Source organism: Chitinophaga sp. (genome assembly GCF_036569185.1).
Classification (GTDB): domain Bacteria; phylum Bacteroidota; class Bacteroidia; order Chitinophagales; family Chitinophagaceae; genus Chitinophaga.
The window spans coordinates 1-15,844 of sequence record NZ_DATCRD010000130.1 but is presented as its reverse complement, the minus strand read 5'-3'; the positions used below and the strand labels follow the sequence as shown (position 1 = coordinate 15,844).

Here is a 15,844-nt window from a genome sequence, read left to right as displayed (position 1 = left end):
GCCTAATCCTGCTCCAAGACAATTTCCCGCCGAAGGCGGGCTTTATACGAGCAGGTTCCCTGTCATTTCTTTCGGAATTTCCAGTCCCATGAAATGGAGGATAGTAGGTGCAATATCTCCCAGCTTGCCGTCTTTTACCGGGCCCTGGAAATCTTTATTGATAATAAAGAAAGGCACCAGGTTCAGTGAATGGGCGGTATTCGGAGTACCATCTGCATTGATCATAAAGTCGGCGTTACCATGGTCTGCTGTCAGGAAAACGGTGTAATCGCTTGCCAGTGCGGCGGTAACTACGCGCTCTACGCAATGGTCTACTGTTTCCACGGCCTTAACAACGGCTTCAAACACACCGGTATGCCCTACCATGTCTGCATTGGCAAAGTTGAGCACTATGAAATCGGCTGATTTCGCCTGTAGTTCCGGCACAATGAGGTCTGCCAGTTCATTGGCGCTCATTTCCGGTTTCAGATCGTAAGTGGCTACCTTGGGAGATGCCGCCATCAGCCTGCGCTCTCCTTCAAATTCTTTTTCCCGTCCACCGGAGAAGAAGAAAGACACGTGGGGGTACTTTTCAGTTTCAGCAATACGGATCTGTGTGCAGTGGTCTTTCTCGAGCACTTCACCCAGGGTCATATTGAGGTTATCGTTTTCGAAGATAACATGTACATTTTTATAGGTACGGTCATACTCCGTCATGGTGGTATAGTAGAGATCCAAAGGCTTCATACCGAAATCAGGAAATGCTTCCTGGGTAAGTACCTGTGTTATTTCACGGCAGCGGTCTGTACGGAAGTTGAAGCAAAGTACAGCATCGCCGTCCTGGATGGTGGCAATGGCTTTGTTCTGTGCATCTGTTACGATGATAGGTTTAATAAATTCATCGGTTACGCCTTCAGCATAGGATGCTTTCACTGCTGTAAGCAGATCCTGGGTTGGTGTACCAACACCATTTACCAGCGCATCGTAGGCCAGCTTAACCCTTTCCCAGCGCTTATCGCGGTCCATGGCATAATAGCGCCCTGTAACCGAAGCGATCTTGCCGGTTGTTTTTTCCAGGTGGGCGGAAAGGTTTTCAAGGAAGCCCAACCCGCTTTTCGGATCGGTATCACGGCCATCTGTAAATGCGTGTATGTATACTTTTTCAAGCCCCTGTGCCTGGGCAATAGTAGCCAGTGCTTTTACGTGCTCAATATGAGAGTGAACACCGCCATCGCTTACAAGGCCAATGAGGTGCAGCGCTTTATTGTTATTTTTTGCATGCGCCAGGGTATCAAGAAGGACCGGGTTCCGGGCCAGTTCTCCTTCACGGATGGCCACATTAATCCTTTGCAGCTCCTGGTATACGATCCTGCCGGCGCCTATATTCAGGTGACCAACTTCAGAGTTACCCATCTGCCCGTCGGGAAGACCAACAGCTTCTCCGCAGGTGATAAGGTGGCTATGCGGGTATTGTTTGTATAAACTGCTTACAAAAGGGGTTTTTGCGTGCGCAATAGCATCGGCAGCAGGAACTTTACCTTCGCCCCATCCGTCCATAATTACGAGAATGGCTCTTTTCTTTTCCATATCCTATCTGGTTATAGTTTAATATAAATTCACTCGAGAGGGTGAAAGTACTTATAAAGGGTTTAAATATTTTGCAAAAATAAAGCTTCCGCGAAAAATAAGCGCTCCGGCCTTTTCCAACAGATGTTGCATTATAGTTATTCAAAATGAAACACATATTATCTAACTGTTATTATTTATAGATTAAGCGCTACCACTATAATGTGATTTTGTTGATTTGCAGGGTGTTTGGCATAGTTTTCGCTTTTAATTTGAGTTGGAGAAAATCACATTTTTAATAAAAAAACTGACAATGAAGAAGCTATTGATGGTGCTGGGGATTATGTTGTTGGGAGGTGCTTTTACAACGCTAAGATTATCAGCCAGGTCCATCGAAATCACTGTTGCCGGCCCGTTCGAAGATGTAGTGGCGGCACTTAAGAAAGGAGATGTAAGCGGTTTAGCCAGTTACCTCGATAATAATGTAGAGATCAATATAGCCGGAAAATCAAATACTTATAGTAAGGCGCAGGCTGAAATCATTTTAAAAGATTTCTTTTCAAAAAACCAGATTAAATCATTTGAACTGGTACACCAGGGAGGGGATAATTCCCGCTTTGGTATCGGTAATATGACCACTACTGCCGGCAATTTCCGGGTTTCTTTTTTCCTTCAAAAGAAAGGAGGAACAATGGTATTGAACGAGCTCAGATTTGAGAATAAATAAAGATGCTAACATAAATTAGTTGAAAAACCACAGTGCCCCGCAATTTATTGCGGGGCACTTTTTATTTTTGACCTATCTTTCGCGCTCAGAAACAAAGCATAGTTCTTCGCGTGAACACCAGATAATACAATCAATATGTTAGATGAAGCAGCGCTGAATGCGTTTATCAGAAGCGCACTGGCAGAAGATATAGGGAGCGGCGACCACTCCACGATGGCCTGCATCCCTCCCACCGCCAAAGGCAAAGCGGTGCTGAAAATTAAGGAAGATGGTATCCTGGCCGGAATGGAAGTGGCAGAAGCCATATTTAAATGGCTGGATATGTTTACCGTTTTTAAGCCCCATAAGAAAGATGGAGATCCGATGAAGGCCGGGGAAACCGCCTTTGAAGTAGAGGCCGCCGTACACACCCTGTTAATGGGAGAGCGACTGGTGCTGAACTGTATGCAGCGGATGAGCGGCATTGCCACGCTTACACACCGCTACGTGGAAAAACTGAAAGGATATCATACCCGCATACTCGATACCCGTAAAACCACCCCTAACTTCAGGATGCTGGAGAAAGAAGCGGTTCGTATAGGCGGAGGCGTGAATCATCGGATGGGATTGTATGATATGGTTATGCTGAAAGATAATCACATCGATTTTTCCGGTGGCATCACCGCAGCGGTTACCAATACCGTAGCCTATCTGAAAGCGCATCACCTGCCGCTTGCCATTGAAGTGGAAACGCGTAACCTCGAAGATGTGAAAGAAGTGCTGGCTGTAGGACAGGTGAACAGGATCATGCTGGATAACTTTACTCCCGCTGATATTGTTAGCGCCATGGAGCTGATCAACGGCCGCTTTGAAACAGAAGCCTCCGGCGGCATTACGCTGGATACCATTGAATCTTATGCAAAAACGGGAGTGGACTACATCTCCGTGGGCGCTATCATACATCATGCAGTGAGCCTGGATCTGAGCCTGAAGGCCATTATTTTATAAAACAGTTTTTTTGAAGAAGATTCTATTTATCATTAACCGCAAGGCGGGCACCGACCGTGAAAAACGATTGGAGAGTGCGATCAGCAGGCATTTTCCTGCCGATCAGTACCAGGTGAGCACTACCTACCTGGCGTACCTGGGCCATGGTGCAGACCTTGCCAGGGAAGCAGTGAGCAACGGTGTTGATACGGTGGTGGCAGTAGGCGGTGATGGCTCTATCAATGAAATCGCCCAGGGGCTTGTAGGCAGTAATACCGCAATGGCCATCCTGCCACTGGGAAGCGGCAACGGCCTGGCCCGCGCGCTGAAAATCCCGCTGGATGTAAATAAGGCTTTAAGCCTTGTAGTAGCCAATAAGCAACGTGCCATTGATGTAGGTTATGCCAATGAACATCTTTTCCTCAGCAATGCGGGAGTGGGCTTTGATGCGCTTATTGCAGAACAGTTCCGGCATAATACCAAGCGGGGCTTATCTGGTTATGCGAAGCTGGTATTAAAAAGCTTTAATACCTACGAGCCGGCAGAATACCGCATTGAGATAGACGGAGAAGTGCTGCAAACAAAAGCCTTTCTCTTAACTGTAGCCAATGGCAACCAGTTTGGTTATGAATTTAAACTGGCCCCGAAAGCCAGTGTTTTCGACGGTCAGCTGGATCTTTGTGTAATGCCGCCTGTAGGCATTATGAGCCTGTTGCCGGTAAGCGTTTTTTCCCTGATGGGTAATATCGATCAAACAAGATACCTGAAACATTATACCGGTAAAGATATCACCATCAGCAGCAGTGCATTGCAATACCTGCAGGTAGACGGAGACGCGGTACCGCTCACGGAAAACGGCGTGGTACGCATTCGTATTCAAACAGGTGCGATCAATTTAGTGGTCAACGAATAACCTTTAAATATTTTAGAGAGATGTCGAAAAAGAAAAATACACCAGGCAATGGAATTGTTTATTCCACCGATCCCAACTTCTCATTCGAACCAGAGCAGGAAGAAGACGCAGTTACCCTTGCGCCTGCAGAGCAGATATTAAGAGTTACGTTAGATAAAAAACAACGTGCCGGTAAGGTCGTAACCCTTATCACCGGTTTTGTCGGGAAAGAAGAAGATATTCAGAAGCTGGGTAAAGAGCTCAAAACAAAATGCGGCACCGGCGGCAGTGTGAAAGACGGTGAAATCCTGATCCAGGGGGATTATAAGGAGAAAGTAGTAAAGTGGCTGCTGGACTGGGGATATAAGCGCACTAAATAATGCAGCGGATTTTGTCTGACTCAGGATTAAACTGATTATACTGATTACGCTGATTTGACTACTTTGGATTTAAATGGATTTGGGGAGATTTAAGCGAATCCTTTCGCCTGAATCTCCCCAAATCTTTTATAATCAAAAAATAAAATCCGGCTAATCAGTATAATCAGTTTAATCCTGAGTCAGACAAAATCCGCTACCGGTTCACCAGCTTCATTCCACCCTCAGTATACCGTGTGCCGGCAATGACGTTGCTACGCAAAATGCCATCAATGGCAACCAGGTCATCTGCCGTCAGACTCACTTCAGCTGCTGCGGCATTTTCCTGTAAATATTTTCTGCGCTTTGTTCCGGGGATAGGCACTATATCTTCGCCTTGTGCCAGTAACCATGCAAGCGATAACTGAGCAGCGGTAATGCCCTTCTCTTTGGCAAAAGCTTCCAGTGCATTTACAGTTTGTAAATTCTGCTCAAAATTAGTTCCCTGGAAACGAGGTAAATTTTTACGGAAATCGCCATCCTTCAAACTGTTGGCGCTGTTAATAGCACCGGTGGAAAGTCCCCTTCCCAGCGGGCTGTAGGCTACCAATGTGATACCAAGTTCGCGTGTAGTGGCCAGAATACCATCTTCCACATCGCGGGTAAACAGGGAATATTCTGTTTGGAGTGCGGCTATAGGGTGTACAGCCTGGGCCCTTTTAATGGAATCAATGCCCGCTTCAGACAACCCGAGATAACGTACCTTACCTTCTTTCACCAGCTGGGCCATAGCGCCAACTGTTTCTTCTACAGGAATTGTTTCATCTATCCGGTGGGTGTAGTAAAGATCAATCACATCTACTTTCAGTCTTTTTAAACTGTCTTCCACTGCCTGTTTCATATATTTCGGGGAACCATCAAAATGGGTAGTACCGTCTTCTTTATATCTGAACCCGAATTTGGTAGCGAGAAAAACTTTATCTCTTTTGGTAGCAAGTATTTTTGATAACAGGATTTCATTAGCTCCCTGGCCATACATATCTGCGGTATCCCAGAAGTTGATGCCCAGATCAAGTGCCAGCTCAAGAGTGGCAAGTGATTCTGTTTCATTAAAATCCTGTGCACTGCCGTATGCAAACGACATGCCCATGCAACCCAGTCCTATTGCGGAAATTGATTCGCCTGTTTTACCTAGTTTTCTGTACTGCATATTGTTAAAATTTTATTGACACAAATGTACATGCAGGTACAGGGCCTCGAATTGTAAAAGGCAAAGTATTAATTGTTAATATCAAAGCGCTATTGCGCCCGGTAGAGATGCGGGGAAATACCGCTATGATTTTTGAAGAAATGCGTAAAGTTGCCGGGATCCTCAAACCCCAGGCACCATGCAATTTCAGCAATCTGCCAATCGGTGTGCATAAGCAGCAGGCGTGCCTCCAGTAACATTCTCTGCCGGATATGCTCACTCACTGTCCGGCCGGTGGCCTGTTTCACACAAGCATTCAGGTGATTAGGGTGCGTATTTAATACCTGTGCAAACTCTTTCACTGTTTTCAATGACAACTGATTATGGGTAAATTCGATTGGAAACTGTTTTTCCAGTTTATCGGTAAAACGATGTGCAAGCGCCTGTGCTGCTGTTAGCTGGCGTTTAGGTTGGCTGGCCTGGGTTGATAAACGTTTGCCTTCGAGCATCAGCAATTTCAGGTAAATGAGAATGGCTTCATGTTTAAAAGCGGCATTCTCGCGATATTCTTTTACCAGTTGCCGGAAAATGGATTGCAGATAATCCACCTGTTCGTCTGTTAAAGTGAATACAGCTTTGGCTCCAATCTGCCAAAGCGGGTGTTGCAACAGGCTTTCCTGGTGATTCGGTTGCGACTCAAACAACAGGTCAGTAAACAGGCAATTGTAGCCTTCCTGTTCATCGGAAGTAGCATGCCATGTTTTTAATTCGAACGGGTTAATAAAAAGTAAAGCAGGGCCGTTGATCTCATAGCGATCATCACCAAGAGTAAAAATACCCGAACCTTTGGTAAAGAAACTGATTTTATAATAGTCCCGCCTGCTGGCCCTGACTTCGTCCATGCAGGGATACTCAGATCTTTCATGTACGGCGAAACTTCCACGCAACGGCGCTTTGGGAGCTACCTCTTTGTGTGTGTATAATAGCAGGTCGTCGTTAAAGTCGTTGAAAGTTTTGAGCTTAATGGAGTTGTTTTTACTTGAAGACATACTCCAAATTTAAATAATTCTATGTTAAAATCTTTCCACCTTACTTGCGCGTATGTTAACTTTTCTCCAGATGGAGTACCTGTAAATCCTTTATAGTATTGGATTATTTTTATAAATGAAACAATGTTGCAATTTCATTTTTGATTAATCAGAAAAAATTTCACAATTTGTTAACGCCTTTATCAACCAAAATCTTGTTATCATCAAGCCCTGATGATCGCTATGTAGAGCGGCCTGCCACATATGCCACTGAACAAGAAATTTTAAAATCTGTAAACGGAAATACATTGCAACGCAAGCAGGTATTTCCGTTTTTTTTAATAGTTAAAATTTTTTGTCGCTGCATATGACACATCGCATTACCGGGCAACCGGAGCATCACCGCACTTCTTTAGGGCTGTTATTATCATTTATTATTATAAAGATGATTTTCCGGTTTGCGGTACTAAGCCCCTATTATGAGCTGCATCGTGATGAATGCCTGCGCCCGGATATAGTGAATCACCTGACAGCAGGATATTTGCCGGCCACTCCGCACATTGCTTTTAATTCGTTGCTGATATAATGGCTGGGGAATAATTTTTTCCGGGTGAAATTTTTTTCCCGTGCTTTATGACGCGCTCGCAATGGGGTTGGTATGGTAGAAAAGCTTGGTGGCGACTGGTTTGCGCAGGTGTTGGCGGCGTTGGTGTTTTATGTTCTTGCCGATCGGCCACCTGGAGCAGACCGGTGTTATGAAAGGCACCCTATCCACCTGGAGCGGCGGCCTGGCTGATGTTGGATTTGCCAGCAGCGCGGAAGCCGGCTTGGGAGGAGAAGCAAAATGTTTACCAGGGCAGGCAGTTACCGCGTAATAATAAACTCTACTTCCCCGAAACCCAGCTGTAATATCTGGCCGTTTCTTTCCAGGCAAAGGTGCCCGTCCGGCAATACATCGCGGATGATGCCTTCAAATATTTCCCCGTCTTTACGGTAAAGTCCGGGCTGTTGCCAGCGGAAGAGCCGTGAGTTGTATTCACTGAGTAAGGTTTCGTAGTTAGCGGGTTGCAGTTGCCGGATTCTTTTATCCAGGAAAGTGCATAATTCCCTCGCCAGGTTTTCCGCCTGGCGGGTTTTGCCGGTAATTTGCCGGAGGGAAACCGCATTGGGAAGTTCCGGGGGGAAGGCCGCCTGATTAATGTTAAGCCCTATACCTATAATGGCATATTGCCATATATTTCCCCGTAATACATTCTCAATCAGGATGCCACCTGCCTTTCTGTCACGCCAGTAAATATCATTTGGCCATTTGATAATGGTTTCGTCGCCGGCATGGGAAGCAAAGAAATCGGTGGTGCCGAGGGCTACCGCCGCACTGAGCATAAACTGCCTTGAAAGTGGCAACATAGCCGGCTGGAGGGCGATTGTGAGGGCGCTGATGTCTCCGGGTTGGGCCAGCCATTGCTTCCCGCGGGTACCTTTTCCGGCCGTTTGGTTGCTGGTAAACCAGGCTGTGCCTGATGTCACCTGGCCGGAATTTACCTGCGCCATGGCATAGTTATTGGTGCTGTCTACTTCGTCTAATATATAAAACGGGTGTCCTATCACATGAATCTTTTTTAGTCTGTATCCGGCCCGAAAAGTAATTCATTTTATTATTTAATTAACATTTTCAGGCCCCCCGCGGCGGATATTAAACATCTTATATTACTGCTTGTTTAGTAACTTTGACAATTAAAGATTATTTTTAACAAAAACGAGATTTATTGGCACCCTTAACCGTTCTGAGCACGAGAAAGAAGGCGCAGCAACGCCTGACCAGAGAAAGTGAAATTTTTACCACCATCATAAAGGCCATACAGGATAAGAAGGGGGAAAATATCGTGTCCCTGGATCTACGCCAGATTCCTGAAGCCGTGGCCGATTTCTTTATAATATGTGAAGCCAATTCAGGCACCCAGGTGAAAGCCATTGCTGATTATGTGTCAGAGGAGGTGGAGAAACATACGTCGGAAGAACCGTACAAACATGAAGGATTTGGTTCTCAAAACTGGGTTCTGGTTGATTATGTGAATGTGGTAGTGCACATTTTCCAACCTGAAAACAGGAAGTTCTATAATCTGGAAGAAATGTGGAGCGATGCTGACAGGATGGATCACACCGAGGACTGAACAAACAGCTTGTTTTAGAATTTAATTATTCATATTATTCTGATAGCAATAAACATCCGTAAAGGAGCGTAAGATTATGGAAAAAGGAGGCAATAACTTCAATAAGGGTTCAGAGAAATCACCTAAGAAAGGACCGAAGTTCAATATATACTGGGTGTACGCCTTTATTGGCGTGGCCCTGCTCGCAATGAACTTTTTTGATTTAAGATCCCCAACCAAAGAAATCAGTTTCCAGGAATTTCAGATCGATTATCTGAAACCGGGAGATGTTGATAAGCTGGTTGTTGTAAATAAAAAGTATGTAGAGGTCTACATAAAACATGACCGTCTTAAAGAGGCGAAGTTTAAAGACGTTAACAAAAGTAAATTTGGTGGTGAGAACCCCGGTCCTCACTTCCGTTTTTCTATTGGTAGCGAAGAAAGTTTTAAAAAGGATATAGATAAAGCCCAGGAAGGCGTTCCGGTGGAAAACCAGGTAAAGATCTCATATGATGAGCGCCAGAGCTGGTTTGAACCAATCTTCCAGCTGCTGTTACCAATTATCCTGATCATTGGTTTGTGGATACTGCTGATGCGTAAAATGGGTGGCCCTGCAGGTGGCAGCGGCGGCCCGGGAGGCATCTTCAATATCGGGAAATCCAAAGCTACGTTGTTCGACAAAGGCACCCGCGTGAATATTACCTTCAATGATGTGGCTGGTTTGGACGAGGCAAAGGTAGAGGTAATGGAAATCGTGGATTTCCTGAAAAATCCTAAAAAATATACCTCTCTGGGTGGTAAAATACCCAAAGGCGCATTGCTGGTAGGCCCTCCGGGTACGGGTAAAACCCTCCTCGCGAAAGCGATGGCCGGAGAGGCGCAGGTACCATTCTTCTCTATGTCCGGTTCCGATTTCGTGGAACTGTTTGTAGGGGTAGGCGCCAGCCGTGTCCGCGACCTGTTTAAACAGGCCCGTGAAAAAGCGCCATGTATCATTTTTATAGATGAAATTGACGCAATTGGCCGCGCAAGAGGTAAGAACGTAATGATGAGCAACGACGAGCGTGAAAACACCCTGAACCAGTTACTGGTAGAAATGGATGGTTTCGGAACAGACAGTGGTATCATTATCCTGGCTGCTACCAACCGCCCTGATGTACTGGACAGCGCTTTATTGCGCCCGGGCCGTTTTGACCGTCAGATCTCTATTGATAAGCCGGACCTGGCCGGAAGGGAAACTATTTTTGAAGTGCATTTAAAGCCTATCAAAACTTCTCCCAACCTGGATGTAAAGAAACTCGCTTCCATGACGCCTGGTTTTGCAGGCGCTGATATTGCCAACGTATGTAATGAGGCTGCCCTGATTGCTGCCCGTAAAGGCAAGTCACAGGTGGAAATGGACGACTTTAACGACGCCATTGACCGTGTAATAGGCGGTTTGGAAAAGAAGAACAAGATCATCTCCCCGGAAGAAAAAGAAGTAATTGCTTACCACGAAGCCGGCCACGCTATTTGCGGCTGGCACCTGGAACATGCTAACCCGCTGGTAAAAGTAACCATCGTTCCACGTGGTGTAGCAGCGCTGGGTTATGCGCAATATCTTCCGAAGGAACAATATCTGTACAACACAGAACAGTTGCTCGATGATATCTGTATGACCCTCGGCGGCCGTGCAGTAGAGGAACTGGTTTTTGGCAAAATATCCACCGGCGCACAAAACGACCTGCAGGTAATTACCCGTATGGCCTATGCAATGGTAACCGTATATGGTATGAACGATAAAGTTGGTAATGTATCGTTCTACGATCCAAACAGCGACCAGTCATTTACCAAGCCTTACTCAGAAGAAACATCCAAGATGATTGATGATGAAGTAAGAAAACTGATTGCGAGCGCTTATGCCAGAACCAAAGAACTGCTCACCTCCAAAATGGACCAGGTGAAGGCGCTGGCGGAAGAATTACTGAAGAAAGAAGTTTTATACCAGGCCGACCTGGAACGATTGATCGGTAAACGTCCTTATGATACCCACAAGGAACACCAGCTGGGTAAAGAAGGCGCTCCTACTGAAGGAGTACATCCGTCAGATATCATCAATCCTTCTCCGTCACCAGCTAACGCGTAAATAGTGATATGAAGATTTCTCCTGCTAAGGAAAATATTCTGAAGAGAGTACGGAATGCTTTAAGTCAGTCAGTACAATTGCCCTTCCCTAATTCGGAGGGCAATTCGTCTGTTTTCAAAACTGAGAATGAGAGCCTGGAATTAAAGTTTGCAGAAGAATTTACCAGGTTGCAGGGAAAGTTTGTTTATTGTACAGGGAAAGGCGAGTTGATGGAGAGCCTTCGTGCGCTTTGTGAACACAAAGAATGGCATAATGTATTTTGTCAGACGCCTGCCCTGCTGAAAACAATCCACCAGCAGGATCTGCCTGTGCTGAACCAGGGTACTATGCATGAAGCGGATGCTGCTATCACAGACTGCGAATACCTGGTAGCGCGTACCGGGACGTTGGTACTGAGCTCCGCACAACCCAGCGGCAGGGCGTTACCGGTGTATGCTCCTGTGCATATCGTGGTGGCCTACACGCACCAGCTGGTTTTTGATCTGAAAGACGCGCTCAATAAGCTGAAAGATAAATATGGTAACGACATCCCGTCGGCGATATCCTTTGCAACAGGGCCCAGTCGTACCGCAGATATTGAGAAAACGCTGGTGGTAGGGATTCATGGCCCCAAAGAAGTATACGTATTTTTAGTAGACGAATAAATAATTGGCTTTTAGTTTTTAACCGTTAGCTTTTAGTACCAGGGGCGATGTATCGTTTCTTTTACTAAAGGGAAACAGTTAAAAACTAAAAGCTTCATAATTTTAAGAATGGATATTGCATTACCAGCCAATAAGAAGGTATATTTTGCCTCTGATTTTCATCTTGGCGCTCCCAATCCTGTTGCGAGCAGGGAGCGCGAAAAATTGCTTCTGCAATGGCTGGAGCAGGTGGAACATGATGCACAGCATATTTTCCTGGTAGGTGATATCTTTGATTTCTGGTTCGAATACAAGCATGTTATTCCCAAAGGTTACACCCGCATTTTAGGCAAGCTGGCGGCTTTAAGTGATAAAGGGATCGGTATTTCCATTTTCATTGGTAATCATGATATGTGGATGGATGGATATTTTGAAGATGAACTGAATATACCGGTATACTATGAACCGCAAACCTATACCATTGGCAATAAACGGTTTTATATTGGTCATGGCGATGGTTTAGGACCCGGCGACCATGGTTATAAGATGCTGAAGAAAGTATTCAGGAACCCGTTTTGCCGCTGGTTATTTTCTGCCATTCACCCTGCATGGGGTATTGCGCTTGCCAATTATTTCAGCCGTAAAAGCCGCTCTGCTACCGGGCAGGAGCTGGAACATTTCCTGGGAGAAGAAAATGAATGGCTGGCGATATACAGTAAAGAAATACTGCAAAAAGAACATTTCGATTATTTTATCTACGGGCACAGGCATCTTCCACTTGATATTTCATTACCGGGAAACAGCAGGTATGTTAATCTTGGCGACTGGCTGAATTATTTTTCCTACGCTGTTTTTGATGGCAATACGGTAGACCTGAAATTTTTTACCGAAGAGGGGGAAAAGGCTGCAGGGATTGGCCGGCAGATTAAGCGTCCAGGATCTCATGTAAAATAGGCGGGGAATGCATCTCCGTAAAATCCGGCAGGTGCAGCCGGAAAAATTCCAGGTACGCATACAATAATTTCCTTCTTCTTTCTTTATTCATAGTGATCGCCGCCAGGTGCTCCACTGCTGTGCATTGAAACAGCTGATCCGTTAATTCGCTGCTATAGGTGTCCAGGTGATTGGAGTGATGCGGGGGCAGGTCTGAGAAAGTACCTTCCTGCAGATCGAGATAAGGGGTATACTCTGAAAACCTTCCGTTAAGCCTGAACCCCAGGTGCTCTCCCATTTTAAGCGTAAAATACAGAGGCAGGTTGGCTACTACCTGCAGGTCGGAGATATCCAGCAGCTGCAGCATATTTTCAGTAAAGAAATAAAGGTCTGTTTGTTGTTCCGGTTGTTTCAGGCATTTTTGCAACAACTCTATCATATAAAGCGCTACTGTATTCTTTACCACATTCAGATGTATGGAGTGGTAAAGAAAGCCCAGTTTGTATTCAGAGATGCGTTGAAGATTTTTGATATCATTGTGATATACCACCAGCTCAAGGATATTACCGGGTTGCAGCAGGTTGCCTTTGGCTGCTTTAGGTTTGGAAGAACGTGCGCCATTCACCATATACGACTGTACCCCGAAGAGTTCAGTGAATATGCTCACGATAAGGCTGGTGTCGCCATACTTTACCGTGCGTAATACGATGCCGCGTGTTTTGTGAAGCAATTTTCCTGGCTTTTGCTGTTAGCAGTTTGTGAAAGCAACCGGCATGCAAGTTAACATAAACCCGGCGATTGAAACAGCTAAAAGCTAAAACCTAACAACTGGTAGCTAAAAGGAGTCGGCTCATCGCTGCCGGTTAACAGCTAATAGCTATTTTAATTACCTTTACGCCCATTACTAAAAAGGGAATCCTTATGTGGCAACGTTTAGCAGGCTTTGTGCTAAAATATCGATTATTGCTTCTTCTTCTACTGCTCGCCGGTACCGGCTTGATGGGTTATTTTGCCAGTAAGGTACAAATGTCATACGAGTATGTGTCCAGTATACCTCATGATAACCAGAAATTTCTTGAATTCCAGGAGTTCAAGAATAAATTCGGGGGAGATGGTAATGTGCTGATGCTCGCTGTGCAAACGGATAAATTTTTCCAGGCAGATTTTTTCAAGGATTATGTCCAGCTGAACAAGGACATGAAGAATGTTTTTGCAGTGGAGAATATCATGAGTGTGCCGATGGCTGTTAACCTGGTGAAAAATGACAGTACGCAGAAGCTGGAGGCTAATTTGCTTTTCCAGGGCGATCTTACAAACCAGGCGGTGATTGATAGTTTATCCGGCGTTTTCAACACGCTTCTTTTTTACAAGGGGCTGTTGTATAACCCTGATACCCATGCTTACCTCATGGCGATTTATGTGAATAAGGACGTATTTAATTCCCCGAAGCGTACCGGAGTAGTGAAGGAAATCACGAAGCTGGCCAATGCTTTCCAGGAAAAGCAGCATACCGAAGTGCGACTGAGCGGGTTACCGCTTATTCGTACAGCCATGGCCGTTAAAGTGGCCGATGAGCTGAAGCTGTTCCTGAAGATATCGTTCCTGTTAACAGGACTGATCCTGTTCCTGTTCTTCCGTTCTTTTGGGGCGGTATTGATGTCGATGATTGTGGTGGCCATCGGGGTGATCTGGTCGGTGGGTACCATTGTGCTGATGGGATATAAGATCACATTGCTTACCGGGCTTATACCCTCGCTCATTGTAGTGATAGGGATTCCGAACTGTGTATATTTCCTGAGCAAGTATCATACAGAATATGCCAAAGATGCCAATAAAACAAGGGCGCTGGTGCATATGATACAGCGTATGGGAATAGTTACCCTGTTTACCAATCTTACGGCCGCCATTGGTTTTGGTGTGTTCTGTTTTACCAATAGCGCCCTCCTGAAAGAGTTTGGTGTGGTGGCAGGGTTAAACATCATGTTCATCTTCCTGATCTCTTTTATTTTCCTGCCAGCTGTTTTAAGTTATTTACCTGCGCCTAAAAGCAAGCACACCACTTACCTGGACAACCGGTTTTTCGGAGCCATACTCGATTTCCTGAATACGCTGGTATTCAGATACCGGCCATGGGTATACGGAGTGACGGTGGCATTGGTAATAGTGGCTATTGTGGGAATGGGACGTTTACAGTCCGTAGGATATATGCTGGATGATATTCCCCATACCGATAAACTGTACACGGATCTGAAGTTCCTGGAAACGAATTTCAAGGGCGTAATGCCATTGGAAATATCGGTAGATACAAAGAAAAAGAATGGCGTTATCAGTTTGCAGACGCTGAATAAGTTGGATGAGCTGACGCAGCTGATTGCTTCACAACCGGATTTTGGTCGCCCGTTATCCGTAGTGGAGGGTATCAAGTTTGCCAAGCAGGCGTATTATAATGGCGACAGCTCCAACTACGCGGTGCCTAACCAGTTTGATCTGAGTTTCCTGGCGCCTTACCTGCGTATGAAAGGAGGTAATACGGCCGGGCCGGCTTCTACTTTTTCAAAATTGGTTTCTTCCTTTATGGACAGCACCAGGCAGGTAGCGCGACTGAGCGTGAATATGAAAGATGTAGGGTCGCAGAAGCTGCCGGTGTTACTGGATTCGCTGCAGCCAAAGGCAACTGCCATTTTTGACACCGCGCACTATAAGGTCACCTTTACTGGTACCAGCGTTATTTTCCAGGAGGGTACCCGTTTTATCATCAATGGGTTGATGGAGAGTGTGATACTGGCTTTTGTATTGATCCTGATTTGTATGCTTTACCTTTTCCGTTCGTGGAGGATGCTGATCATATCATTGATCCCGAACGTAATTCCGCTGGTGGTTACTGCCGGTGTGATGGGATGGGTAGGCGTTCCTTTAAAGCCTTCTACTGTGCTGGTTTTCAGCGTGGCGCTGGGTATAGCCATTGACGTTACTATCCGTTTCCTTGTTAATTTCAAGCAGGAGCTGCCACGTCACGATTTTGATATCAGTGCAACGGTAAAGCAAACGATCCATGAAACAGGATTAAGTATTATTTATACCTCTGCTATCCTGTTTGCCGGCTTTATGATTTTCAGCTTTTCCGGGTTTGGAGGCACGAAGGCCCTGGGCTGGCTTACCTCCCTGACCCTGGTGGTGGCTATGATCACCAACCTGACCATATTGCCGGCACTGCTGTTGTGGATGGAAAAGGCATTACTGAAGAAAGCTAAAAAGAAGGAGTTGTGGAAGCCGCTGGATGAAGAAGAGGATATTGATATCCGGGAGTTGG

Annotated in this window: 15 protein-coding genes; 10 read left to right on the top strand and 5 right to left on the bottom strand. The window is 45.6% G+C overall.

Annotated elements, in window-relative coordinates:
* Window positions 1-42: 42 nt before the first annotated feature.
* Window positions 43-1,566, bottom strand: a complete 1,524-nt coding sequence (gene gpmI / locus VIM72_RS09220) for a 2,3-bisphosphoglycerate-independent phosphoglycerate mutase (protein ID WP_332002547.1) — start codon at window positions 1,564-1,566, stop codon at window positions 43-45.
* Window positions 1,567-1,858: 292 nt separating this feature from the next.
* Here gpmI and VIM72_RS09215 point away from each other — a divergent pair, with 292 nt between their 5' ends.
* From VIM72_RS09215 to VIM72_RS09200, 4 genes are all read left to right on the top strand, one after another.
* Entirely contained in the window at window positions 1,859-2,272 is a 414-nt protein-coding gene (locus tag VIM72_RS09215; protein ID WP_332002546.1) for a DUF4783 domain-containing protein, read from the top strand.
* A gap of 135 nt (window positions 2,273-2,407) precedes the next feature.
* The gene (gene nadC, locus VIM72_RS09210) at window positions 2,408-3,259 is read left to right on the top strand and encodes a carboxylating nicotinate-nucleotide diphosphorylase (RefSeq protein ID WP_332002545.1); all 852 of its coding nucleotides are present in this window, start codon (window positions 2,408-2,410) and stop codon (window positions 3,257-3,259) included.
* 10 nt (window positions 3,260-3,269) lie between these two features.
* Window positions 3,270-4,151 carry a diacylglycerol kinase family protein gene (locus VIM72_RS09205; RefSeq protein ID WP_332002544.1) on the top strand — a complete coding sequence of 294 codons (882 nt, stop codon included), beginning with the start codon at window positions 3,270-3,272 and terminating at the stop codon, window positions 4,149-4,151.
* Between the two features lie 20 nt (window positions 4,152-4,171).
* Window positions 4,172-4,510 (top strand): translation initiation factor, encoded by a 339-nt coding sequence (locus VIM72_RS09200; protein ID WP_332002543.1) that lies wholly within the window; start codon window positions 4,172-4,174, stop codon window positions 4,508-4,510.
* Between the two features lie 193 nt (window positions 4,511-4,703).
* On the opposite strand, the gene VIM72_RS09195 is transcribed toward VIM72_RS09200, so the two are convergent.
* Together VIM72_RS09195 and VIM72_RS09190 are read right to left on the bottom strand one after the other, a co-directional pair.
* Window positions 4,704-5,696 carry an aldo/keto reductase gene (locus VIM72_RS09195; protein ID WP_332002542.1) on the bottom strand — a complete coding sequence of 331 codons (993 nt, stop codon included), beginning with the start codon at window positions 5,694-5,696 and terminating at the stop codon, window positions 4,704-4,706.
* Between the two features lie 89 nt (window positions 5,697-5,785).
* The gene (locus tag VIM72_RS09190) at window positions 5,786-6,724 is read right to left on the bottom strand and encodes an AraC family transcriptional regulator (protein ID WP_332002541.1); all 939 of its coding nucleotides are present in this window, start codon (window positions 6,722-6,724) and stop codon (window positions 5,786-5,788) included.
* Between the two features lie 346 nt (window positions 6,725-7,070).
* Here VIM72_RS09190 and VIM72_RS09185 point away from each other — a divergent pair, with 346 nt between their 5' ends.
* Window positions 7,071-7,289, top strand: coding sequence for a hypothetical protein (locus VIM72_RS09185; protein ID WP_332002540.1), 219 nt, complete (start codon window positions 7,071-7,073; stop codon window positions 7,287-7,289).
* Window positions 7,290-7,567: 278 nt separating this feature from the next.
* Here VIM72_RS09185 and VIM72_RS09180 read toward each other — a convergent pair whose 3' ends face one another.
* A complete protein-coding gene (locus VIM72_RS09180) occupies window positions 7,568-8,311 on the bottom strand; it encodes a biotin--[acetyl-CoA-carboxylase] ligase (protein ID WP_332002539.1) in 744 nt (247 codons plus the stop codon).
* A 158-nt stretch (window positions 8,312-8,469) separates the two neighbouring features.
* Between VIM72_RS09180 and rsfS the strand changes: the two genes are divergently transcribed.
* The 4 genes from rsfS to VIM72_RS09160 all read left to right on the top strand — a co-directional run bounded on the left by rsfS (window position 8,470) and on the right by VIM72_RS09160 (window position 12,555).
* Complete coding sequence (gene rsfS, locus VIM72_RS09175) at window positions 8,470-8,874, top strand: ribosome silencing factor (RefSeq protein ID WP_142684245.1); 405 nt, start codon at window positions 8,470-8,472, stop codon at window positions 8,872-8,874.
* A 76-nt stretch (window positions 8,875-8,950) separates the two neighbouring features.
* On the top strand, window positions 8,951-10,978 hold the full coding sequence (gene ftsH, locus VIM72_RS09170) for an ATP-dependent zinc metalloprotease FtsH (RefSeq protein ID WP_332002538.1): 2,028 nt from the start codon (window positions 8,951-8,953) through the stop codon (window positions 10,976-10,978).
* Window positions 10,979-10,986: 8 nt separating this feature from the next.
* Complete coding sequence (locus tag VIM72_RS09165; RefSeq protein ID WP_142684243.1) at window positions 10,987-11,622, top strand: LutC/YkgG family protein; 636 nt, start codon at window positions 10,987-10,989, stop codon at window positions 11,620-11,622.
* Between the two features lie 108 nt (window positions 11,623-11,730).
* Window positions 11,731-12,555, top strand: coding sequence for a UDP-2,3-diacylglucosamine diphosphatase (locus VIM72_RS09160; RefSeq protein ID WP_332002537.1), 825 nt, complete (start codon window positions 11,731-11,733; stop codon window positions 12,553-12,555).
* Here the strand turns inward: VIM72_RS09160 and recO are convergent.
* The gene (gene recO, locus VIM72_RS09155; protein WP_332002536.1) at window positions 12,527-13,264 is read right to left on the bottom strand and encodes a DNA repair protein RecO; all 738 of its coding nucleotides are present in this window, start codon (window positions 13,262-13,264) and stop codon (window positions 12,527-12,529) included. The genes VIM72_RS09160 and recO overlap by 29 nt on opposite strands.
* 191 nt (window positions 13,265-13,455) lie before the next feature.
* Here recO and VIM72_RS09150 point away from each other — a divergent pair.
* Window positions 13,456-15,844, top strand: a 2,389-nt coding sequence (locus VIM72_RS09150; protein WP_332002535.1) for an efflux RND transporter permease subunit, incomplete at its 3' end; no start/stop codon positions are given.

What these genes read in the sequence shown, in the direction of transcription:
- VIM72_RS09195 (WP_332002542.1), bottom strand. Translation starts at nt 5,696, where the DNA reads ATGCAGTACAGAAAACTAGGTAAAACAGGCGAATCAATTTCCGCAATA.
- VIM72_RS09185 (WP_332002540.1), top strand. Translation starts at nt 7,071, where the DNA reads ATGACACATCGCATTACCGGGCAACCGGAGCATCACCGCACTTCTTTA.
- VIM72_RS09215 (WP_332002546.1), top strand. Translation starts at nt 1,859, where the DNA reads ATGAAGAAGCTATTGATGGTGCTGGGGATTATGTTGTTGGGAGGTGCT.
- VIM72_RS09160 (WP_332002537.1), top strand. Translation starts at nt 11,731, where the DNA reads ATGGATATTGCATTACCAGCCAATAAGAAGGTATATTTTGCCTCTGAT.
- gpmI (WP_332002547.1), bottom strand. Translation starts at nt 1,566, where the DNA reads ATGGAAAAGAAAAGAGCCATTCTCGTAATTATGGACGGATGGGGCGAA.
- nadC (WP_332002545.1), top strand. Translation starts at nt 2,408, where the DNA reads ATGTTAGATGAAGCAGCGCTGAATGCGTTTATCAGAAGCGCACTGGCA.
- VIM72_RS09200 (WP_332002543.1), top strand. Translation starts at nt 4,172, where the DNA reads ATGTCGAAAAAGAAAAATACACCAGGCAATGGAATTGTTTATTCCACC.
- VIM72_RS09190 (WP_332002541.1), bottom strand. Translation starts at nt 6,724, where the DNA reads ATGTCTTCAAGTAAAAACAACTCCATTAAGCTCAAAACTTTCAACGAC.
- ftsH (WP_332002538.1), top strand. Translation starts at nt 8,951, where the DNA reads ATGGAAAAAGGAGGCAATAACTTCAATAAGGGTTCAGAGAAATCACCT.
- VIM72_RS09165 (WP_142684243.1), top strand. Translation starts at nt 10,987, where the DNA reads ATGAAGATTTCTCCTGCTAAGGAAAATATTCTGAAGAGAGTACGGAAT.